A 21,016-nucleotide genomic window follows, 5' to 3' on the forward strand; every position below is an offset into this window, starting at 1 on the left:
CATCCACTCAACCTTTCACCCCTCACAACGGGCGCCACCCCAAAGTTGTTCCCGGTCGACTCAACTTTTCCACTGTGATGCGCATCACCCCCGTTGCAGCGCCATTTTTCGCCCCTCCACACGCTCGCCCTTACCGCTTGACGACGGCCACGTCGCCCCCGAAACGTCGTAAAGCCCAGTTAGTAACGGTTAACTCAAATTAGGTCATAAAAATGTGTGCGAAATCTGGACCTGGAGGCTTTCAGATGACCTGACCCCCGTTTGCGAAATTCGTTCGACCTGCCACGACGCTCGTGATATACCTCACAAGAGAACTATTTACGTCCACCCGTCACCCACGGGCGGACGCTCAGCCATTGTTCACGCCGACAATGTTAGGAACGTCATGAGCGTGCTTCACCTTGCGGCCGAAACCGGCGGCGATGCGGTGACCTCCAACGGGTTCACCATCACCGTCGGATTCATCGGCCTGCTGCTGTCCCTGCCCTGCTGGTTCGTGTTCATCAAGGGCTTCGCGCACATGGTCCGCACGATCTTGGTCGGGCAGAAGACCTACGGCCACACCGGCGACTGGGGCGCCCGCATCTGGACCACGATCAAGGAGATCGTCGGCCACACCAAGATGGCCAAAAAGCCCGGCGTCGCCGTGGCCCACTGGTTCGTCATGGTCGGCTTCCTGCTCGGTTCACTGGTCTGGTTCGAGGCCTACATCCAGACCTTCAACCCCGCCGGCGGCTGGCCGATCCTGAAGGACCTCGCCGCCTGGCACTTCATCGACGAGCTGCTCGGCCTGGGCACCACCCTGGGCATCCTCGCGCTGATCATCGTGCGCCAGACCAACCTGGGCAAGGAGCGCCTCAGCCGCTTCTACGGCTCCAACGCCAAGGCCGCCTACTTCGTCGAGGCCGTCGTCCTCATCGAGGGCCTGGGCATGCTGCTGGTCAAGGCCGCCAAGCTGGCGACCTACGGCGACGGCACCGTCCACTGGACCGACTTCGTCACCGGGTGGATCGCCAAGATCATGCCCGAGTCCCCCGAGTTCGTGTCGATCATGGCCCTGATCAAGCTGCTGTCCGGCATGATCTGGCTGTTCGTCGTCGGCCGCAACCTCACCTGGGGCGTCGCCTGGCACCGCTTCCTGGCGTTCGCGAACATCCTGCTCAAGCGCGACGCGGAGGGCACCAACGCCCTCGGCGCCGCCAAGCCGATGACCTCCGACGGCGAGATCATCAACCTGGAGGAAGCCGACCCCGAGGTCGATTCCATGGGCACCGGCGTGGTCACCGACCACTCGTGGAAGGCCCTTCTGGACTTCACGTCCTGCACCGAGTGCGGCCGCTGCCAGGAGCAGTGCCCCGCCTGGAACACCGCCAAGCCGCTGTCGCCGAAGCTGCTGGTCAACCAGCTGCGCGACCACGCATACCAGTCCGCCCCGTACCTGCTGGCCAACAAGAAGGCCGGCGTCGAGGGCGAGGAGGCGGCCGAGGCTTCGCCGCTGCTGACCCTGCCGCTGGTCGGCGAGGGCGAGGCCGGCGTCATCGACCCCGATGTCCTGTGGTCCTGCACCAACTGCGGCGCCTGCGTCGAGCAGTGCCCCGTGGACATCGAGCACATCGACCACATCATCGACATGCGCCGCTACCAGGTGCTCGTCGAGTCGGACTTCCCGACCGAGCTGGCCGGCCTGTTCAAGAACCTCGAGACCAAGGGCAACCCGTGGGGCCAGAACGCCTCCACCCGCGCCGACTGGATCAACGAGGTCCGCCAGGACGGCGTCGTCGTGCCCGTGTGGGGCGAGGACGTCGACAACTTCGACGACACCGAGTACCTCTTCTGGGTCGGCTGCGCCGGCGCGTACGACGACAACGCCAAGAAGACCACCAAGGCCGTCTCCGAGATGCTGCACACCGCCGGCGTGAAGTACGCCGTCCTGTCGCAGGCCGAGGGCTGCACCGGCGACTCCGCCCGCCGCGCGGGCAACGAGTTCCTGTTCCAGATGCTCGCCGAGCAGAACATCGAGCAGCTGGGCGAGGTGTTCGAGGGCGTGCCGCCGAAGCAGCGCAAGATCGTCGTGACCTGTGCCCACTGCTTCAACACCTTCAAGAACGAGTACCCGGAGCTCGGTGGCCGTTACTCCGTTGTCCACCACACCCAGCTGCTCAACCAGCTGGTCCGCGACAACCGCCTGCAGCCCGTCGCCTCCGGCCAGGGCCGCCAGGTCACCTACCACGACCCGTGCTTCCTGGGCCGCCACAACAAGGTCTTCGAGGCTCCCCGTGAGCTGATCGGCGCGTCCGGCGCGAACCTCGTGGAGATGCCGCGCAACAAGGACACCGGCTTCTGCTGTGGCGCCGGCGGCGCGCGCATGTGGATGGAAGAGACCATCGGCGAGCGCATCAACGTCAACCGCACCTCCGAGGCTCTGGAGACCGGCGCGTCGGCGATCGCGATCGGCTGCCCGTTCTGCAAGACGATGATGTCCGACGGCGTGAACAACCTCGCCGAGGACGACGAGACGAAGCCCGAGGTCCTGGACATCGCCCAGATGATCCGCGACTCCGTGCTCGTCGACGGTGCCCTGCCGCCGGCCCGCGAGCCCGAGTGGATCCAGCAGCCCGAGCGCGGCTGGGTCGACACCGAGGCCATCGAGGTCGAGGAGCGCGCCCGCGCCGAGGAAGAGGCCGCCAAGAAGAAGGCCGCCGAGGAAGCCGAGGCCAAGAAGAAGGCCGCCGCTGGTGGCGCTGCCGCCGCCGGTGCTGCCGGTGCTGCGGCCGCTGCCCCGAAGCCGGGCGGTGCTCCGGCCCCGGGTGGAGCTCCCAAGCCGGGCGGTGCCCCCGCTCCGGGTGGAGCTCCGAAGGCCGGTGCTCCTGCTCCGGGTGGAGCACCCAAGCCGGGCGGCGCCCCCGCTCCGGGCGGTGCCCCGAAGGCCGGTGCTCCTGCTCCGGGTGGCGCTCCCAAGCCGGGTGGGGCCAAGTCCGGCGCTCCCGCTCCGGGTGGCGCCCCGAAGGCCGGCGCCCCGGCCCCGGGCGGCGCGAAGTCGGGTGCTCCGGTGCCCGGCGGTGCCAAGTCCGCCGGCGCCCCGGCCCCGGGCGGTGCCCCCAAGCCCGCCGGTGCCCCCGCTCCGGGTGGCGCGAAGGCCGGTGCTCCGGTGCCCGGTGGCGCGAAGAAGGGTGCCCCGGTTCCGGGCAGTGCCCGTGGTGCGGCTCCGGCCGCGCCCGCCGCCGCCGAGCCCACCGCCGAGACCACTGCCCCGGCCGAGGCCGAGACGGTGACCGAGGCCCAGGCTCCGGCCCAGGCCGAGGCCCCGAAGACCGCCGGTGGTGCACCCGTCCCGGGTGGCGCTCGACGCGGTGCGCCGGTGCCGGGCGGTGCGCGCAAGGCTGCCGCAGCTCCCGCGGGTGCCCCGGCCGGTGAGGCTTCCGCCGAGGAAACCCCGACCCAGGCCGCCGACGCCGAGCCCACCAAGGCTCCGGAGGAGGCGACCGCCGCGCAGGAGGCGCAGGTCGAGCAGCTCGATGCCGACGCTTCGCAGGCCCACGAGGTCGACGAAACCGCCGCATCCACCGAGCCTGCCGAGACCACCGAGGCTCCCGCCGCCGAGCAGGCCACCACCTCCCGTGGTGTCCCGCTGCCGGGTGGTGCCCGCCGCGGTGCCCCGGCTCCGGGTGGCGCACGCAAGGCCGCTCCGGCCGCCGCCGGTGCCGCCGGTGCTGCGGCAGCCGCTCCGGCCGAAGAGGCTCCGGCCGAGGTCGATGAGGCCCCGGTCGAGGAGGCTCCCGTCGAGCCCGCCGCCGAGGAGTCCCCGGCTGCCGACGCGACGCCTGCTGCCCCCGCCGCCGGTGCCGCCGACATGCCGCGCAACGACAAGGGCGTCCCGCTTCCCGGGGCGGCTCGCCGCAACGCGAAGTAGCACGGCGAATACGACGGTGATCGGGACGTCGTAAAGCATCCCGAAACGCGAAGGAGGAGGTTCCGCCCGGAACCTCCTCCTTTCGCATGCGCCCACCCGCCCTCATGCGTTCCTCGCCCCTTCGCCCCGACCGTTCGTGCCATACGATCAACGCTCCCCAGTAGCAGGTCCGACCACCTGCGCGGATGCGCCCGCCGAATCATGAGCGTCGATCAAAATGCACCAACCCCAGATCGGCGAGCCGAAGGGAGGGGGCAGGCCGAGGACACAGGCAGGCAAGTCGGTAGGCAGGTGAGTCGGCAGGCGAGCCAGGCGAAGCCGGCGGAAGGCGATGGTTCGGCTTGACGACGGGGCCGGCGGGCGTCGCCAAGCAGCCCCACCATGGGGAGAGCCCCACCCGACCCCGTGGAACACTTCTCGCCGGACGAGGCGAAGTGGCAGACTCTTACGGGTGAGTATCCAGAAGCGACCCCAGGACCAGCCGGGCAACCCGGACACCGTCAACCCCGCGACCGACGCGGCCGCCGCCAACGCAGCCGCCGCCGCGCCCGCCGACGCTGCCGCCGCTGCCGCCGCCCAGGCCCCCGCTTCTGACGCCGACACCACCGGCACCACCGACTCCCCCACCACCGACGCCGGCACCGACGCGTCGATTCCCGACCCGGCCGTGGTGAAGGAAAAGGCGCTGCGCAAGTCCGCCGAGCTGCAGCGCGCCGCCCGCGCAGAGCAGACCCGTGCGGCCCGCGTCGCCCAGCGCCGCGGCATGGACCACCCGCGCCGCACGCCGCTGCGCACGCTCGACCAGTCGCACAAGCTGAAGAACGTCCTCTACGACATCCGCGGCCCGGTGACGACGCTGGCGGAGCAGATGGAGGCCGACGGGCATCGCATCATGATGCTCAACACCGGCAACCCCGCGAAGTTCGGCTTCGACGCACCCGACACCATCGTGCAGGACATGGTGCGCGCGCTGCCGCATGCGCAGGGCTACTCGGAGTCGAAGGGCATCTACTCGGCCCGGCGGGCCGTCGTCACGCGCTACGAGATGGACCCGACCTTCCCCCGCTTCGACGTCGACGACGTGTGGCTGGGCAACGGCGTGTCGGAGCTGATCTCGATCGTCACGCAGTCGCTGCTCGACGAGGGCGACGAGGTCCTCATCCCCGCCCCCGACTACCCGCTGTGGACGGCGGCGACGACGCTGGCCGGCGGCAAGCCGGTGCACTACGTCTGCGACGAGGAGCAGGACTGGGAACCGGACCTGGAGGACATCCGGTCGAAGGTGACGGATCGGACGAAGGCGATCGTCATCATCAACCCGAACAACCCCACCGGCGCGGTGTACAGCCGCGAGGTCCTCGAGGGCATCGTCGACATCGCGCGCGAGCATTCGCTGCTGCTGCTGTCCGACGAGATCTACGACCGCATCCTCTACGACGACGCCGAGCACATCGCCACCGCGTCGCTGGCCCCGGATCTGCTGTGCATCACGTTCAACGGCCTGTCGAAGACGTACCGCGTCGCCGGTTACCGCGCCGGCTGGATGGTGCTGACCGGTCCGAAGCGCCATGCGGAGGGTTTCATCGAGGGCATCAACCTGCTGGCGTCGACTCGCCTGTGCCCGAACGTGCCCGCGCAGCATGGCATCCAGGTGGCGCTGGGCGGTTACCAGTCCATCGAGGATCTGGTGCTGCCGCCGGGCCGCCTGCTGGAGCAGCGCAACGTCGCGTGGGAGGGCCTCAATTCGATTCCGGGCGTCAGCTGCGTCAAGCCGATGGGCGCGATGTACGCGTTCCCGAAGCTCGACCCGGAGGTCCATGAGATCCACGACGACGAGAAGCTGATGCTCGACATCCTCCGCGAGGAGAAGATCCTCATGGTCGGCGGTTCGGGCTTCAACTTGCCGACGCAGGATCACTTCCGCATCGTCACGCTGCCGTGGGCGCGCGATCTCAAGGAGGCCATCGAGCGCCTGGGCAACTTCCTGGCCAGTTACGAGCAGTAGGAGGGCGTCGGGGTGGGGCGGCGGTCGCGGGTTCAGGATCCTTCGCTTGACGACGGCCCGGCGCCCGCCACGTTCATCGCCTCCGTCCGCGACGGCTTGGCGCCGCTGGCCGATCCCGACCGCGCCGCCGGTCAGGCGGCGTATCTGAAGACCGACGAGCCGATGCTCGGCGTACGCGTCCCCGACGTCCGCCGAGTGGCCCGCGCCGCCGCGAAAACGGCCGGGTTCACCTCGACCGACGAGGTCATCGCCGCCACGGACACGCTGTGGGACGGGGCGCGCAATCGCGAAGAGCGCAGGGCCGCGATCGGGCTGCTGCTGGCGCCCGTCGTCAAGCAATTCGTGACACCGGCCGTCATGGATCTGGTGCACCACATGGTGGTCACCGGCGCATGGTGGGACCTGGTCGATGAGCTGGTGCGCGTGCAGCTCATCGTCCGCGACCACGACCGGGCCGGCGAGGACGCGCGAATGCGGCGCTGGGCCCGCGACGCCGACATGTGGGTGCGGCGCTACGCGATCCTGCACCAGCTGCAGGCGAAGGAAACGACGGATGCGGGGTTGCTCGCCGACGTCATCGACCCGAACCTCGGCGACGGCGAATTCTTCATCCGCAAGTCCATCGGCTGGGCGCTGCGCGACTACGCCAGGACCGACCCCGACTGGGTGCGGGCATTCGCGGCGGGGCGGCCGGAGATGTCGGCGCTGTCACGTCGTGAAGCGACGAAGCACCTGTGACGGTGCAGCCTCTTCGTCCAGGCCCGGCAGCCGACCGCGCGAAGCCGCCGCCTACTTGCCGCGGCCCAGGCAGTTGACGTCCCAGCCGGCGGCGCGCCACTGATCGACGGGCAGACAGTTGCGGCCGTCGATGAGCTTCTTGTCGGCGACGAGCTTGCCCGCGGCCACGGGGTCGATCTGCTGGAACTCGTCCCACTCGGTGGCCACGACGACGATTTCCGCGCCGTCGAGGGCGTCCTCGGCGGAGTCGCGGTAGTCGAGCGTGGGGAAGATCTTCCGGGCGTTGTCCATCGCCTGCGGGTCGTAGACGCGCACGGCCGCGCCGGCCAGCGACAGCGAACCGGCGATGGACAGCGCCGGGGAATCGCGGACATCGTCGGAGTTCGGCTTGAACGCCGCGCCGAGCACCGCGACCTGGCGGCCCAGCGCAGTGCCGCCGAACGCGTCCTTGACCAGGCCGACGCACTTTTCGCGGCGGCGCATGTTGATCGCGTCGACCTCGCGCAGGAACGTCATCGCCTGATCCGCGCCGAGCTCGCCGGCGCGCGCCATGAACGCGCGGATGTCCTTGGGCAGGCAGCCGCCGCCGAAGCCGAGACCGGCGTTGAGGAAGCGGCGGCCGATGCGCGGGTCCATGCCGATCGCGTCGGCTAGCACCGTGACGTCGGCGCCGGTGGTCTCGCAGATCTCGGACACGGCGTTGATGAAGGAGATCTTCGTGGCCAGGAACGCGTTGGCGGAGACCTTCACCAGCTCCGACGTCGGAAGATCCGTGACGATCATCGGTGTGCCCCGGTCGAGGATCGGCGCGAAGCACTCGCGGACGGCGTCCTCGGCGCGGGTGGAGCCCTCGCCCAGGCCCAGGACCATGCGGTCCGGCTCGAGGGTGTCCTTCACCGCGTGGCCCTCGCGCAGGAACTCCGGGTTCCACGCCAGGTCGATGGTCGCCACCGGCCCGGCACCGTCGCCCGCGTCGCCGGTGTTGCCCGCATCCGCCGCACGCTCCGCCAGAATCGCGTCGGCCCGCTCCTGCAGGCGCTGCGCGGTGCCCACCGGCACCGTCGACTTGCCCAGGATCACGTGGTCGCCGGTCACGCGCGCCGCCAGCTCGTCGATGACCGCGTCCACGTAACGCACGTCCGCGGCGCTCGATCCCTTCACCTGCGGGGTGCCCACGCCGACGAAGTGCAGCGTGGCGAATCCGGCGGCCTCGTCATAGTCCGTCGTAAAGCGAATCGCCCCGGAATCGACGTGCTTGCGCAAAAGCTCCGGCAGGCCGGGCTCGTAGAACGGCACCCGCCCCTCCGACAGCGCCTCGATTTTGGCGGGGTCGACGTCGACGCCGAGGACCTCGTGCCCCAGCTCGGCCATGCACGCGGCATGGGTCGCACCCAGATATCCGGTTCCGATGACGGTCATTCGCATACCGGCCAGTATGAAATACGTTGCGGTACTTGGCGACTCGGGCCCCACCCGAACGCGCAGGTGATACGTGATTTCACCTGCGCAACACCGGGCCATCACCCGGTGCTCACCGGAAGTTCACCGATGTCGCTTTACGACGGCCCGGCCGCCAACCAATCCCGCGCGATCAAGTCGGCGCCGGCTTTCTCGTCGCCCGAAGCGCGCAGGTTCATGTCGGTGAGGTCGGCCGTCGTCAAGCGCGACGCCACCGACTCCAGGGCCCGGCGCGCCGATTCGTCCAGCACCCCGCGGCGGGCGAGCGCGACGACGTTCTGCGCCGGAATGAGCTGCTCGGGATCCTCCAGCGTGACCACGTCGACGTCGGCGCCGGACGGGTCGCGCAGCGGCGTGGTGGTGTAGATGTCCGCGATGTCCACGGCGCCGTCGGTCAGCGCGCGGATGGTCAGCGGGCCACCGGAATCGCCGTAGACGACCATCTCCATCGCCGCCGGATCGACGCCGTAGACCTCGGCGAGACCGTCGGGACCGTAGGGCTGCTGCGACAGTTCCGGCGAGCCGCCGATGCGGATGGCTCCGGTGGCGTCGGCCAGCTTCGGCAGGTCGGCGAGGCTGGCCAGGCCGTGCTCGTCGGCGACGGCGCGCAGGACGCGGTAGGCGTCCTTGGATTCGGCCGGGGCCGGGGCGAGGGCCTCGAGGTCCTGCGGGAGATTCGCGTCGAGCGCGGCGAGGACGCCGGAAGGGTCGGCGCCGGCGGGCACGTCGCCGAAGTACGCGGCGAGGTTGCCCGAGTATTCCGGTACCAGATCGACCGAACCCTCTTGCAGAGCGGCGAGGTACACGTCGCGCGCGCCGATCTGCGGCACGACCTCGACGTCGTGGCCGGCCTCGGTGAGCGCGTGGGCCCAAATGCGGGCGATGATCTCCGACTCCGGGAACATCGCCGACCCCACGCGGATCTGACCGGCCGCGCGGTTGGCGGGGTTGGCCGGGTCGAGTGCACAGGCGGACAGTCCCGCCAGCGCCGCGGCCGTCGTGGCGGCGGCGCCCGCCAGGAAAGCACGGCGGCTGATCCTGTTCGTGGGCCGCCCACCCGGCTGATTCGACTGCCCGTTCATCGGGCTCCTCCCGTCCGGGCACCGGCCGGGGCCAGCACCTTCTCCGCGATGGTGAACACCAGGTCCGTGATCAGCGCCAACCCCGCCACCAGCACCGCCGCGCCGAGCATGACGCCGTAATCGCGCACCGCCAGCGAGTCGAGCAGAAACCTGCCCAGACCGCCGAGCCCCAGGTACGCGGCGATGGTCGCGGTGGCCAGCACCTGCAGCCACGCCGACCGCAGCCCGCCGATGAGCACCGGCATGGCCAGCGGGAACTCCACGCGGCCGATGACCTGATTCGTCGAATGCCCCATCGCGTAGGCGGCGTCGATGACGGAGCGGTCGATGGACCGGAATCCCGACGCCGTCGCCGCGAGGATCGGCGGCACCGCGAGGATGACCAGCACGATCGTCGCCGGGATCAGCGGCAGCGTCACGCCCGCGGGGATGATCAGCGCCAGGAAGGTCAGCAGGCCCAGCGACGGCATCGCGCGCAGAATGCCCGACGTCCCGAGCACCACGCCCTGCCCGCGACCCGTGTGCCCGACGACGACGCCGAGCGCCACGCCGATGACCGCAGCGATGACCGTGGCCAGCAACGAATAGCCCAAATGCTCGAGGATCCGGGCGCCGATGCCGCCGTCGCCCGCCCACGAATCACCCGAGGTCAGCCACGTCCACGCCTGGGAGACCACGCCCGCGTCGGACGCGGATTCGGCTGCGGATTCGACCACGAGGGCCGATGCGGAGATGCTCATTTCGCCACCTTCAGCTCGTCGCTCTCGTCCGCCCCGGGCTCATCGGTCCCGGCGTTCTCGTCGTCGGGTTTCCGCCCGGGTTTCCGTCCCGACTTTTGCCCCGAATTCCGTCCGGCCTTCTGCCCGGCCACCGACCTCGTCCACGGCATGAGCAGCTTGCCCAACGCCACGAGCACTAGGTCGAAGAACAGGGCGACGACGGCGGTGCCGATGACGCCGGCGAGGATCTCCGTCGGAAAGCTACGGTTGAACCCGTCCGTGAAGAAGTACCCCAGCCCGTGCACGCCGACCAGCGATCCGACGCTGACCAGCGACACCGTCGACGCCGACACCACGCGCGCACCGGCGAGCAGCACCGGCCCGGCCAGCGGCAGTTCGACGCCGAGGACGCGCCGCCACGCGGGGTAGCCCATCGATTTCGCGGCGTCGCTGGCTGCGGCGGGGACGGAGCCGAAGGCGTCGGCGGTGGTGCGCGTCATCAACGCCACGCCGTACGCCGCCAGCGCCACCTGCACGTTGAGCGGGGACAGGACGGACGTGCCCAGGACCAGCGGCAACATCACGAACAATGCCAGCGACGGGATGGCATAAAGCAGGCCCGCGCCGCCGACGATCGTTCCCCGGACTGCTTTGCGACGCGACGCCACGAAGCCCAGCGGCACCGAGACGAGCACCGCCGCGATGATCGGCGGCACCGACAGCCACACGTGGGCCCACGTCAGATCGAGGATCTGCGCGGAGTTCTCGGCGAACCAGGACCAGCGGATCATCGCGACGGCTCCGGGTAATCGCCGAGTACGCCGGCGACGCGGCCGCGGGCGTCGAGCACCCGGTCGCCGTCGATGCGCAGGCGGCGGGAATCGGCGTCGATGAAGTCGCGGACGAAATCGTCGGCGGGCTTCTCGATCAGCTCCCACGGAGGGCACTGCTGGGCGATGCGGCCGCCCTTGGCCAGCAACACCACCTCGTCGCCCAGGTGCAGGGCCTCGGAAATGTCGTGGGTGACGAAGACGATGGTGCACTCCAGCTCCGCCTGCAGGCGCGTGACCTCGGCCTGCAACTCGCGGCGCACGATCGGGTCAACGGCGGCGAAGGGCTCGTCCATGAGCAGGATCCCCGAATCGGCGGCCAGGGCGCGGGCGACGCCGACGCGCTGCTGCTGACCGCCCGACAACTGCGACGGATACCGGTCCGCCACGGAGGCGTCGAGGCCGACGAGCTCGATGAGCTCCATCGCGCGGGCACGGGCGTCCTTCTTCGACACCCCGTTGAGGCGCGGGACCGTGGCGACGTTGTCGGCGACGGTGCGGTGCGGCAGCAGACCGCCGTTCTGCATCACGTAGCCGATGCCGCGGCGCAGCTGAACGGGGTCGCGGTCGGCGACGTCCTCGCCGCCGATGAGCACCCGGCCCGACGTCGGCTCGACCATGCGGTTGATCATGCGCAGCAGCGTCGTTTTGCCGCAGCCGGACGAGCCGACCAGGACGGTCACCGCGTTGCCGCGGATGTCCAGGTCGACGTCGTCGACGGCGGGCGGGCCGTCCCCGTAGGACTTGGTGACGCCCTCGAACCGGATGGCGGGCGCGGCTGTTTCGGTGGCCATACGGCCCACGGTAGCGCTAAACGGCGTCGGTTACCGCCGATCACCTACGACGGCCGGGGTCACGGTCGGCAGTCGTGGCCGAACCGTCACCTCGCACGCCAACGAGGGCTAACGGAAGTTCAGGTACGCCTTCGACGGCGTCGGGCCCCGCTGGCCCTGGTACTTGGAGCCCAACGCGCCGGAACCGTACGGCACCTCCGCGGGGGAGGTCATGCGGAACAGCGCCAGCTGCCCGACCTTCATGCCCGGCCACAGCGAAATGGGCAGGTTGGCCACGTTCGACAGCTCCAGGGTGATGTGGCCGGTGAAACCGGGGTCGATGAACCCGGCGGTGGAGTGCGTCAGCAGGCCCAGGCGGCCCAGCGAGGACTTGCCCTCCAGGCGGCCGGCCAGGTGCGGCGGGATGGTGAACTTCTCCAGCGTCGACGCCAGCACGAACTCGCCCGGGTGCAGCACGAACGCCTCGTCCCACGGCACCTCGCGCAGGGTGGTCAGCTCCTCCTGCGGCAGCTTCGGGTCGATGTGCGTGTACCGCGAGTTGTTGAACACGCGGAAGAACTGGTCCAGGCGGACGTCGATCGACGACGGCTGGATCATCTCCTCGTCCAACGGCTCGATGCCCAGGCGGGCGTCATCGTCGGCGGAGAGGGCGGCGCGGATGTCTCGGTCGGAAAGCAGCACGCCACCACCCTACCGGCACGGCGGACGGGAAAAACGCGGGTCGTCGCAAAGCAGCCGCGCGCTATCCCGGGCTTTTGCGGACGCGCCCGGCGGCGGTGCTACATTATGGGCGGAAGAGAGATCCATCTTTCCGATGCTGATCCGCTCCATGCCGATGTAGTTCAATGGTAGAACTCCTGCTTCCCAAGCAGGCGGCGCGGGTTCGATTCCCGTCATCGGCTCCAACGCGTCACCGAAAGACCCTCCACCTGCACGTTCGGGCGGAGGGTTTTTGCGTATCCTCGCGGGCACATCCGACGCTTCCCGGCCCCTCGCTGCCGAGCCGCCGAACTGCCGCCTCCCGAAGGAGCCCTCATCATGCCCGAGTTCACCGTCGACGAATCCCGCGCCGTGCCCACCGCCGTCGTCCGCGCCTCCGACATCGCCATGGACGACCTGTCCGGCCTGTTCGACCGGGCCTTCCCGGCGCTGCTGCCGGCGCTCGCCGCGGCGGGCATCTCCCCCGCCGGTGCGCCGTTCGCGCTGTACCCGCGTTTTTCCGACGACTGGTCCCGCTGCGACATCGAAGTCGGCGTGCCCCTGGACGCGCCGCTGCCCGGGACGGTCCCGGCCCCGCTTTCCGACGGCTCCGCCATCGAGATCGAGCCCTCCGAATTGCCGGCGGGGCGTGTCGCGTCCGCCCTGTACGAAGGCGGTTACGACGGGCTCGGCCAGGCGTGGCGGGAGCTGACGGACGCGCTCGTCTCGGCCGGACACACCCCGGCGATGCCGTGCTGGGAGGTCTACCTCACCGAACCGACGCCGGACGCCGATCCGGCGGACATGCGCACGGGGCTAAACACCCGGGTCGACTGACGCCCGGGTGGACCAGGATCGATACCCCTTTGGGTATGGTCGCGGTCATGGACAACCACGGATGGGACCAACGATTCGCCGATAACCCGCAGCACTTCGGTGCGGGCCCGAACACTCTCCTGGAGCGCCACGCCTCCGAGCTGACGCCCGGCTCGGCCGCCGACGTCGGCTGCGGCCAGGGCCGCAACACCGCATGGCTGCTCGGCCGCGGCTGGGACGTCACCGCCGTCGACTTCTCCGAGGTCGCGCTGCGCCACACCCGCGAGGCCGCCCAGGCCGCCGCCCACGTGCCCGACGCCGTCGCCGAGGTCGCAGTCTCCGAAGATGAGGACGCCCAGGCCGAGGCCGGCAAGACCCCCAAGGTGGAGGTGTCCGCCGATGGCGGCGAGACCGCCGCAGTCGCCCACGTCCCCACGCTGACCACCGTGCAGGCCGACGTCTCCGAATGGCACCCGGAGGAGACCTTCGACCTCGTCGTCGCCGCGTACCTCCACCTGCCCGCGGAGAAGATGGCCGCGACGTGGGAGCACCTGGTGGAGATCACCGCACCGGGCGGCACCCTCGTCGTCGTCGGCCACGACCGCGACAACGAAGGAAACGGCCCCAAGGACCCGGACGTCCTCTTCCATGCGGCCGACGTCGTCGCCAAGCTCCCGGAGACTTGGACCGTCGAGGTCGCCGAAGCCGTCGACCGCGGCGAAGGCTCCATCGATGCGCTCGTCGTGGCCACCGCGCCGAAGAAGTAGGGCACCCGACGAGATCGCGATCCGCGCCCCCGATCGCGATCTCGCCATGAGGGGACGCGGCCGGGGTTAGTCTGGTGTCGAAACGTCAGCAGACAGGAGAAACCCGATGTCCGACGCTCACGACGCCGCCCGCGGCGATTCCATGCTCATCGCCTACGACGGCTCCGACGAAGCCAAGCGCGCCATCGAATGGGCCGGCGCACTGCTGTCGGTGCGCACGGCGTACATCCTCACCGCCTGGGAACCGCTGCAGCGGCAGGCCGCCCGCACCGCCGGCGCCTCCGGGATGATGCAGCCCGACTGGGATTCCACCGTCGACGACGGCGACCCCGCCCACGAGGAAGCCCAGCGCATCTGCCGCGAAGGCGTCGAGGTCGCGGCATCGGTGGGCTTCACCGCCGAGCCCTACCTGGTCGAATCGGAGACGACCATCTGGTCGGCCATCGTCGACGCCGCCCGCGACCTCGACGCCGGCGTCATCGTCTCCGGCACCCGCGGCAACTCCGGGCTGCGGGGGCTGCTGTCCTCGTCGACCGCCGACGCGGTGCTGAAGAACGCCGGCCGCCCGGTGCTCATCGTCCCGCCGCCGAAGTGACGCACGCGGAATGACGGGGACGCCGGCCCGTCGCAAAGCCCCCGGGCCGGTAACGAACTGGCAACGAAGGCTCCCCCACCTGGGGCGAACCGGAACTTCCCCCGATTTCCCCGAAACTTCCCCGTGACCCCACGGATGGTCTACAGTTGCGTCCATTCCCCAGGAACATTAATTCGAGGAGTGAAACATGCCCTACGAGACCGAGTCGGAGCAGCGCCGCACGTTGGGCCCGGCCCTGGCCAGCGCCCTTGTCGGCGCCCTCCTCGGCGGTGCCCTCATTTTCGGCATCGCGCAGGTCACCCAGGAGTCCGAGATCCCCGAGGCGCAGGCCGCCTCCGCGGATGAGGCCCTGATGGGCGGGGTCGAGTACGGCGAGCGCTAGCCGCTCCAGTACCCTCCCCGCCATGCCCACCACCGATCGACGCTCGCCCACGCGCGCCTTGGTCGGATGGTGGGCATTGCTGTGTCTGCTGGCCTTCATCCAATCCCCGGGCCGCACGGTCGCGGACACGAAGCATGACCTGACGGCCAACCCCTCCGGCTTCCTGGAGCGTTCGCTGCAGATGTGGTCGGAGATCATGCCGCTGGGCCAGCTGCAGAACCAGGCCTACGGCTACCTGTTCCCGCAGGGGGCCTTCTTCGCGCTGTTCGACCTGATCCCCGACGCGATCTGGGCGGATTGGCTGACGCAGCGGCTGTGGTGGTGCCTGCTGCTGTGCCTGGCGTTCACGGGATTCGTGCGGGTGGCGGAGGTCGCCGGCGTCGGTTCGCGGCAGTCCCGCATTCTGGCGGGCCTGCTCTACGCGCTGTCACCGCGCATCCTGACCACGCTCGGCGCGATCTCCTCCGAGGCCTGGCCCGTGGCGCTGGCCCCGTGGATCCTGCTGCCGCTGCTGGCGGTGGTGCGCAGGCCCGACGCCGTCGGCTGGAAGTTCGCCACCCGGGCGGTGCTGCTGTCCGGCCTGGCGGTGCTGTGCACGGGCGCGGTCAACGCGGTCGGCACCGCCGCGGCCTGCGTCCCCGCGGCCCTGATCCTGGTGTTCGCGGGCTGCACCGGCCCGCGCCGCAAGCGCGCGTGGTCGATGTTCGCCGGCTGGCTGGCCGCCTGCGCCGCGGCGAGCATGTGGTGGATCGTGCCGCTGCTCATGCTCGGCTCGTACTCGCCGCCGTTCACCGACTACATCGAGTCCTCCGGCGTGACCACGCGCTGGCTCAACCTCGGCGAGGCGCTGCGCGGCGCGACGTCGTGGGCGCCGTTCGTGTCGCTGGAGCGCGTCGGCGGCAATGCGCTGGTCTCTGAGCCGGTCCTGATCCTGGCCACCATGGCGGTCGCGGCGATCGGCCTGGTCGGCCTGGCCATGGGCTCGATGCCGGGCCGGCGCGGCTGGCTGCTCATGGCGCTGGTCGGGCTGGCCACCATGACGGCATGGACCACGCCGTTCGCGCCCCTGGGCGAGTTCGGGCAAGAGCTTCTCGACGGCCCGCTGGCCCCGCTGAGGAACCTGCACAAGATGGATCCGGCGCTGCGCCTGCCGCTGATGCTGGGATTGGCGCACGCCACGGCGATGCTGCCGTGGCCGGGGTCGGGGCGGGGCTCGCGAAACGAGACCGAGACCGCGGCCGGGAGCGACGCGGGAACCGACACCAGCGTCGACACCGGCACCGGCATCGGCACCGAGACTGGCGCAGAAAAGACGTCCATCCGCGAGAAGTGGCTGCACCCGGAGAAGCACCCGTCGGCGGTCGTGGCCATGCTCGTGCTCGTCGTCGTCGCCGGCGCCACCGCCCCGGCCTGGAGCGCCCGGCTGGCGCCGACCGGGGCGTACGACGAGGTCCCCTCGCACTGGACGGACGCCGCCGACTGGCTGAACGACAACGCCGGCGGCGCCCGCACCCTGGTCGCCCCGTCGATGCCCTTCGCCGACATGGACTGGGGCTTCACCCGCGACGAGCCGCTGCAGCCGTTGACCGACGTGCCGTGGGTCGTCCGCGATGCGGTGCCGCTGGTGCCGCCGGAGGCCATCCGCGGCCTCGACGGCGTGCAGGACCAGCTCGGCCGCGGCGACGGCGTGGAATCCCTGGCCGCCACGCTGCGCAACCAGGGCATCGGCTACGTCCTCGTCCGCTCGGACCTGCCGCCGTTCAACCGCGGCACCAGCCTGTCCGATCTCCGCGACACGCTGCGGCAATCCCCCGGCATGGAGCTCGTCGCCGAGTTCGCCCACGGCGGGGCCAACGCCCCGACCGGGCCGGTGTCCGGCGAGCCCGACACGGCCGTGGCCATCTGGGCCGTCGACGGCGGCGCCGACGCGCTGGCGCCGCACATGGTCGAGGCCTCCTCGGTGCCGCTGGTCTCCGGCGGACCGGAAGTGCTCCCGCGACTGGACGAAATCGACCGCGACGCCCCGGTCCGCATGCTCCACGGCGAAGCCGCCGGAACCGTCACCGACACCCCGGCCCGCCGCGGCCGCAACTACGGCGAGGTCCGCGGCGCGGTCTCGGGCATCCTCGACCCCGACGAAGACACCGGCGTGACCAACATCGTCCCCGACTACCCGGTCGCCGGCGTCGCGGAAACGCAGACCGCCACCGGCCGGGCGTCGCTGGAGGTGTCCTCCTCGGCGTCCGAGCCCTATAACGTCGGCGGCGCCCGCCCCGAGCATTCGATGAACGCGCTCGTCGACGGCGACCCGTCGACGTGGTGGGAGCCTCGCTCCGGCACCGGCGGCCAGGCCGAGTGGGTCGAGATCGTCCCCGAGGAGCCGATGGACGGCGGCCGCCTGACCATCACCGCGGCCGTCGTCCCCGCTCAGGTGCAGGTCCGCGCCGGCGGCGCCTCCACGTCGAAGTGGCTGACCCCCGGCGAACCGATGAGCATGCCTCTGCCGCGCGGCGGTTCCGCCGACTCGGGCTCGGGCTCGGAGGATTCCGACTCGGACGCCGGCGCCATCCGCATCACCGCCACCAACGCCCCGGCCGGTTTCGCGTTGGCCGAGATCGAGCTGGAAAACTCCGCCGGCGAGGACGTCACGCCGATCCGCATCCCGGTGGTCCCCGACGCCTCGCCGCTGGTGCAGCGCTGGGCCTTCGGACAGGAAATCGACGAGGACCGCTTCCGACGCGCCTTCACCGCCCCCGCGCCGATCACCGTCACCATCGACGCGGAGACCTGCCGCGCCGGCCTGGACGACCCGTGGACCGAACTCGACGGCGAGCCCCTGGCCTGCGGCGACGTCGTCGACCTCGAGCCGGGCATGCACGAGATCAGCTCCCGCGCCCGCTGGGTGTCGCTGACCGGCGAGGACTTCGCCGCACCCACCCGCGAGCAGCAGGCGCCGGAGGTCGTCGCCGACTTCGGCACGGCCGACTCCGACTCTGGCACCGACTCCGACACCGAGATCGGCTCGGGCACCATCGCCGCCGCCGACGTCGACCGCATCATCTACCGCCCCGTGTCGGTCAATCCGGGCCAGGTCGCCACCATCGACGGCCGCGAGCTCGAGCCCCTGACCGTCAACGGCTGGCAGCAGGCGTGGCTGGTCCCCGCCGGCGCATCGGGCACGTTCACCATCGACTTCCCGCCCGCCGCCACATGGCGCACGGGCATCATCGCCGGCGGTGGCCTGGCGGCATTGTTCGCGCTGGTCGCCGTCGTCATCGGCTTTGCTTGGCGACGCCCGCGCGCAGAAGAAAGCGCCGCCGCCTCATCCCACGCCGCACCGGATCTGCACCGGTACGCCACCGCCATCGCCGGATTCGCCGTGGCCTGGCTCGTCGCCGGCCTGCCCGGCATCGCCGTCGCCGCCGTTCTGGCCACCATCGGCGTGAACCTGGTCAGGCGCTTCGGGGCGGAACCTGTGCGTCGTAAAGCAATCGCGGCGACGGCCGTCCTGACGGGGATCGCAGGCATCCTCCTGGCCAACGACGCATGGCCCGGCGGCGGTTACGCCGGATTCGAATGGCCGCTTCAGCTGGTGCTGACCGGTGCGCTGGTCCTGGCGTCGTTGGCCCAAACCCTGCCCAGCCAACGGCGGGCGGGTTCCTCCACCAACGCGTAGGACGCCGCCGCCAACGGGATGGTCAGAGCGATGGTCACCGCCGACACCGCCAGCAGGTGGCCGTCGAAAATGCGGACCCCCAACAGCGGGAACGCCACCGACAGCATGGCCATGTGCCACAGGAAAATGCCGTAGGACCAGCGGCCCAGGGCCTGCATGACCGGGGTGGTCAGGAACCGGGACTCCGGGGCCAGCGCCCACGGGCCGATGACCGCCGCGCCGAAGACCAGGCCACACCACGTGCGGCGCAGGAACTCCCAGTTGGACAGCTCGACCAGGCCCTCCGGGCCCATCCACGCCGCCAGCGCCAGCGCGCCGACCGCCGTGCCGATCCACAGCCACCGCAGCCGCGCGAACCGCTGCACCGTGGCCAGCACCCCGCGGGCGCGGGCCGACTGCGAACCGGCCAGCGACTCCACCTCGGCGAAGATCATGCCCGCCGCGAACCACGAGAAATACGCCGCCGGCTGGATGTGCGGGTTGACGCCGTCCGGATACGGCAGCGGCAGCCACACCCAGCCGAAGCTGAGCACCGACAACCCCACCAGCGCCAGAATGCGCGCGCCCTGGCGGCGCATCGGGTCCAGGCCGCGCAGCGCGATGGCGAAGATCGGCAGCGTGACGTAGAACGCCACCTCCACCGACAGCGACCACAGGTGCGTCAGCCCGCCGTGCAGGGAATCGGCGAAGTAGACCTGCGTCAGCGTCAGATTGGTCAGCCACGTGCGCAGGTTCGCGCCCTCGCCGACCGGCAACGCCACCAGCACCAGCACCACCAGCACCCAATACGCCGGCATGATGCGCGCGACGCGCTTGCGGTAGTACTTCGCCCAGCCGGCGGCGAGTGAGCCGCGCTCGACGGGAGAAGAAGCGGCGGGGGCAGCTGCCGAGGCACCTGCCTCCCCCCGCGGGCGCTTGCGACGGCGCCACACCACGCCGCCGTACCCGGCCCGGTGGCTGCGCCACAGCAGGAAGCCGGACAGCGTGAAGAACACGGCGACGAAAAAATCGAATCGCCCGAGCATGCGCTCCCACAGCGCCCCGACGTCGTGCCCCGTCTGAAACGCGACGTGAGTGCCGATGATGCCCAGCGACGCCACCGCCCGCAGCCCTTCTAGGGCGGGCAGGAAACCCGGGCGAAATGCGGGCCGGAATTCCGGTCCCGGTTCCCCGGAGAAGGCGGATTCCGCGAGGTGGGGGCCGGTCGCCTGATTCTCTCGCACGATCATTCCCGGATAATATTTGATTTCGTCGTACCTTCGTTTCGGAACCTGCTAGGTTTTGCACGAGAAACCCGCAAGACGTAAGGGAAATCACTGCTCATGGCTAAAAGAACTCTCGCTCATCTGATGATCATCATCGGCGCCGCCTTGATCGTCATCGCCGTCCTGTTGCCGACCTTCCTCGTGCCCCGGCTGAAGGTCATTCCGCTGGACACGGTCAGCACGACCGTAACCGAAGTCCGCGAAGGCTCGTTGCTCGATTCGGGCGCCCTGGCGTCGGGCGAGGCGGTCGAGACCCGCGAGGACGACCCGCGCTGCGAGGCCGAGGGCGAGAACCCCGACCTGCCGATCCACTGCTTCATCGCCGATGTGCCGCTCAAGTCGTCCCGCCACGTCCGCACCGAGGAGCCCTCCGACAAGGAGCGCGTCACCCTCGAGGCCGGCACGGTCATCCTGCGCGAGGACCGCGAGGAGCCGCGCAACCTGATCAACGCGACGGTCGACCGCATCACCCTCGACCGCACCAACGCGTTCCCCGTCGACGAGCCGATCTCCTCGATCTCGGCCGCCGCCCCGGGCCAGGAGGGCGCGGATGAGCCGGTCCAGTTCACCCGCCCGGGCATCCAGTACCAGTTCCCGTTCGACGCCGAGAAGAAGTCGTACCCGTACTTCGACGCCATCGGCCTGGACCTCTTCGAGATCGACTTCATCGAGGAAGAGGAGCAGGACGGCGAGACGGTCTACAAGTACTCCATGACGGTTCCCCCGCAGAACCTCTACGAGAACACCCTCGCCCACGCCACCCGCGATGGCCGCGAGCTGACCACGGCCGACGAGTCGACCCTGGCGTCCCTGCGCCTGGCGTTCCCGGCCGAGAAGTGGGGCCTCGAGGGCGACGACGAGGTCGAGATGGACCGCTACTACACCACCACGCGTACCGTCCGCGTCGAGCCGACCACCGGCATGATCGTCAACGGCACCGAGGAGATCTTCCAGTTCTACGCCCGCGATGACGCCGAGGCCGAGGAAATGGTCACCGAGGAAGGCCGCGCCAAGGAGGCGGAGGAGCGCAACCGCACCGCGCTCGACTTCTCCGGCCAGTGGAGCGAGGAGACCAAGAAGAACCAGATGGCCAAGGCGAAGGACTCCAAGTCCGCGCTGACCATCGCCGGCACGGTCGTGCCGTGGGTCCTGGGCATCATCGGCCTGATCCTGGTTCTGCTGGGCATCCGCACCCACCGCCGCTCTTAATCGGCCATCGGGCGCCCGCCCGATGATCCCACCGCAGGGTTTCCGCCCCGCCCACCGTTTTCGGTGGGCGG

At 70.3% G+C, this 21,016-nt stretch carries 16 protein-coding genes and 1 tRNA gene; 10 read left to right on the top strand and 7 right to left on the bottom strand.

What is annotated here, in order from left to right:
- Positions 1–385 precede the first annotated feature (385 nt).
- The 3 genes from CX1_RS06780 to CX1_RS06790 all read left to right on the top strand — a co-directional run bounded on the left by CX1_RS06780 (position 386) and on the right by CX1_RS06790 (position 6,653).
- Positions 386–3,910, top strand: coding sequence for a heterodisulfide reductase-related iron-sulfur binding cluster (locus CX1_RS06780; RefSeq protein ID WP_060925449.1), 3,525 nt, complete (start codon positions 386–388; stop codon positions 3,908–3,910).
- A 763-nt stretch (positions 3,911–4,673) separates the two neighbouring features.
- Positions 4,674–5,915, top strand: a complete 1,242-nt coding sequence (locus CX1_RS06785; protein ID WP_046651053.1) for a pyridoxal phosphate-dependent aminotransferase — start codon at positions 4,674–4,676, stop codon at positions 5,913–5,915.
- 12 nt (positions 5,916–5,927) lie between these two features.
- Positions 5,928–6,653, top strand: coding sequence for a DNA alkylation repair protein (locus CX1_RS06790; RefSeq protein ID WP_046651045.1), 726 nt, complete (start codon positions 5,928–5,930; stop codon positions 6,651–6,653).
- Between the two features lie 51 nt (positions 6,654–6,704).
- On the opposite strand, the gene CX1_RS06795 is transcribed toward CX1_RS06790, so the two are convergent.
- From CX1_RS06795 to dcd, 6 genes are all read right to left on the bottom strand, one after another.
- The gene (locus tag CX1_RS06795; RefSeq protein WP_046651043.1) at positions 6,705–8,078 is read right to left on the bottom strand and encodes a UDP-glucose dehydrogenase family protein; all 1,374 of its coding nucleotides are present in this window, start codon (positions 8,076–8,078) and stop codon (positions 6,705–6,707) included.
- A gap of 131 nt (positions 8,079–8,209) precedes the next feature.
- Entirely contained in the window at positions 8,210–9,193 is a 984-nt protein-coding gene (locus tag CX1_RS06800; protein WP_052753288.1) for an ABC transporter substrate-binding protein, read from the bottom strand.
- Positions 9,190–9,933 carry an ABC transporter permease gene (locus tag CX1_RS06805; protein ID WP_082719183.1) on the bottom strand — a complete coding sequence of 248 codons (744 nt, stop codon included), beginning with the start codon at positions 9,931–9,933 and terminating at the stop codon, positions 9,190–9,192. The genes CX1_RS06800 and CX1_RS06805 overlap by 4 nt, the downstream gene beginning before the upstream one ends.
- Positions 9,930–10,703 carry an ABC transporter permease gene (locus tag CX1_RS06810; protein WP_082719184.1) on the bottom strand — a complete coding sequence of 258 codons (774 nt, stop codon included), beginning with the start codon at positions 10,701–10,703 and terminating at the stop codon, positions 9,930–9,932. The genes CX1_RS06805 and CX1_RS06810 overlap by 4 nt, the downstream gene beginning before the upstream one ends.
- The gene (locus tag CX1_RS06815) at positions 10,700–11,536 is read right to left on the bottom strand and encodes an ABC transporter ATP-binding protein (RefSeq protein ID WP_046651042.1); all 837 of its coding nucleotides are present in this window, start codon (positions 11,534–11,536) and stop codon (positions 10,700–10,702) included. The genes CX1_RS06810 and CX1_RS06815 overlap by 4 nt, the downstream gene beginning before the upstream one ends.
- Positions 11,537–11,644: 108 nt before the next feature.
- Entirely contained in the window at positions 11,645–12,217 is a 573-nt protein-coding gene (gene dcd / locus CX1_RS06820) for a dCTP deaminase (protein ID WP_046651041.1), read from the bottom strand.
- Positions 12,218–12,367: 150 nt separating this feature from the next.
- Here dcd and CX1_RS06825 point away from each other — a divergent pair.
- From CX1_RS06825 to CX1_RS06850, 6 genes are all read left to right on the top strand, one after another.
- Positions 12,368–12,441: transfer RNA gene (locus CX1_RS06825), tRNA-Gly, on the top strand.
- A gap of 133 nt (positions 12,442–12,574) precedes the next feature.
- Positions 12,575–13,072 carry a GyrI-like domain-containing protein gene (locus tag CX1_RS06830; RefSeq protein ID WP_046651040.1) on the top strand — a complete coding sequence of 166 codons (498 nt, stop codon included), beginning with the start codon at positions 12,575–12,577 and terminating at the stop codon, positions 13,070–13,072.
- Positions 13,073–13,119: 47 nt separating this feature from the next.
- On the top strand, positions 13,120–13,818 hold the full coding sequence (locus tag CX1_RS06835) for a class I SAM-dependent methyltransferase (protein ID WP_160298031.1): 699 nt from the start codon (positions 13,120–13,122) through the stop codon (positions 13,816–13,818).
- Between the two features lie 106 nt (positions 13,819–13,924).
- Entirely contained in the window at positions 13,925–14,413 is a 489-nt protein-coding gene (locus CX1_RS06840; RefSeq protein ID WP_046651038.1) for a universal stress protein, read from the top strand.
- 187 nt (positions 14,414–14,600) lie between these two features.
- Positions 14,601–14,795, top strand: a complete 195-nt coding sequence (locus tag CX1_RS06845) for a DUF2613 domain-containing protein (RefSeq protein ID WP_060925450.1) — start codon at positions 14,601–14,603, stop codon at positions 14,793–14,795.
- 22 nt (positions 14,796–14,817) lie between these two features.
- Entirely contained in the window at positions 14,818–18,471 is a 3,654-nt protein-coding gene (locus tag CX1_RS06850) for a DUF3367 domain-containing protein (protein ID WP_060925451.1), read from the top strand.
- Here the strand turns inward: CX1_RS06850 and CX1_RS12040 are convergent.
- Positions 18,381–19,700 (bottom strand): acyltransferase family protein, encoded by a 1,320-nt coding sequence (locus CX1_RS12040; RefSeq protein WP_046650406.1) that lies wholly within the window; start codon positions 19,698–19,700, stop codon positions 18,381–18,383. The two genes, CX1_RS06850 and CX1_RS12040, sit on opposite strands and share 91 nt — an antisense overlap.
- Before the next feature lie 93 nt (positions 19,701–19,793).
- Here CX1_RS12040 and pgfA point away from each other — a divergent pair, with 93 nt between their 5' ends.
- On the top strand, positions 19,794–20,945 hold the full coding sequence (gene pgfA / locus CX1_RS06860; RefSeq protein ID WP_046650405.1) for a cell envelope lipid trafficking protein PgfA: 1,152 nt from the start codon (positions 19,794–19,796) through the stop codon (positions 20,943–20,945).
- Positions 20,946–21,016: the final 71 nt, after the last annotated feature.

Source organism: Corynebacterium xerosis NBRC 16721 = ATCC 373 (assembly GCF_001552415.1).
Lineage (GTDB): Bacteria > Actinomycetota > Actinomycetes > Mycobacteriales > Mycobacteriaceae > Corynebacterium > Corynebacterium xerosis.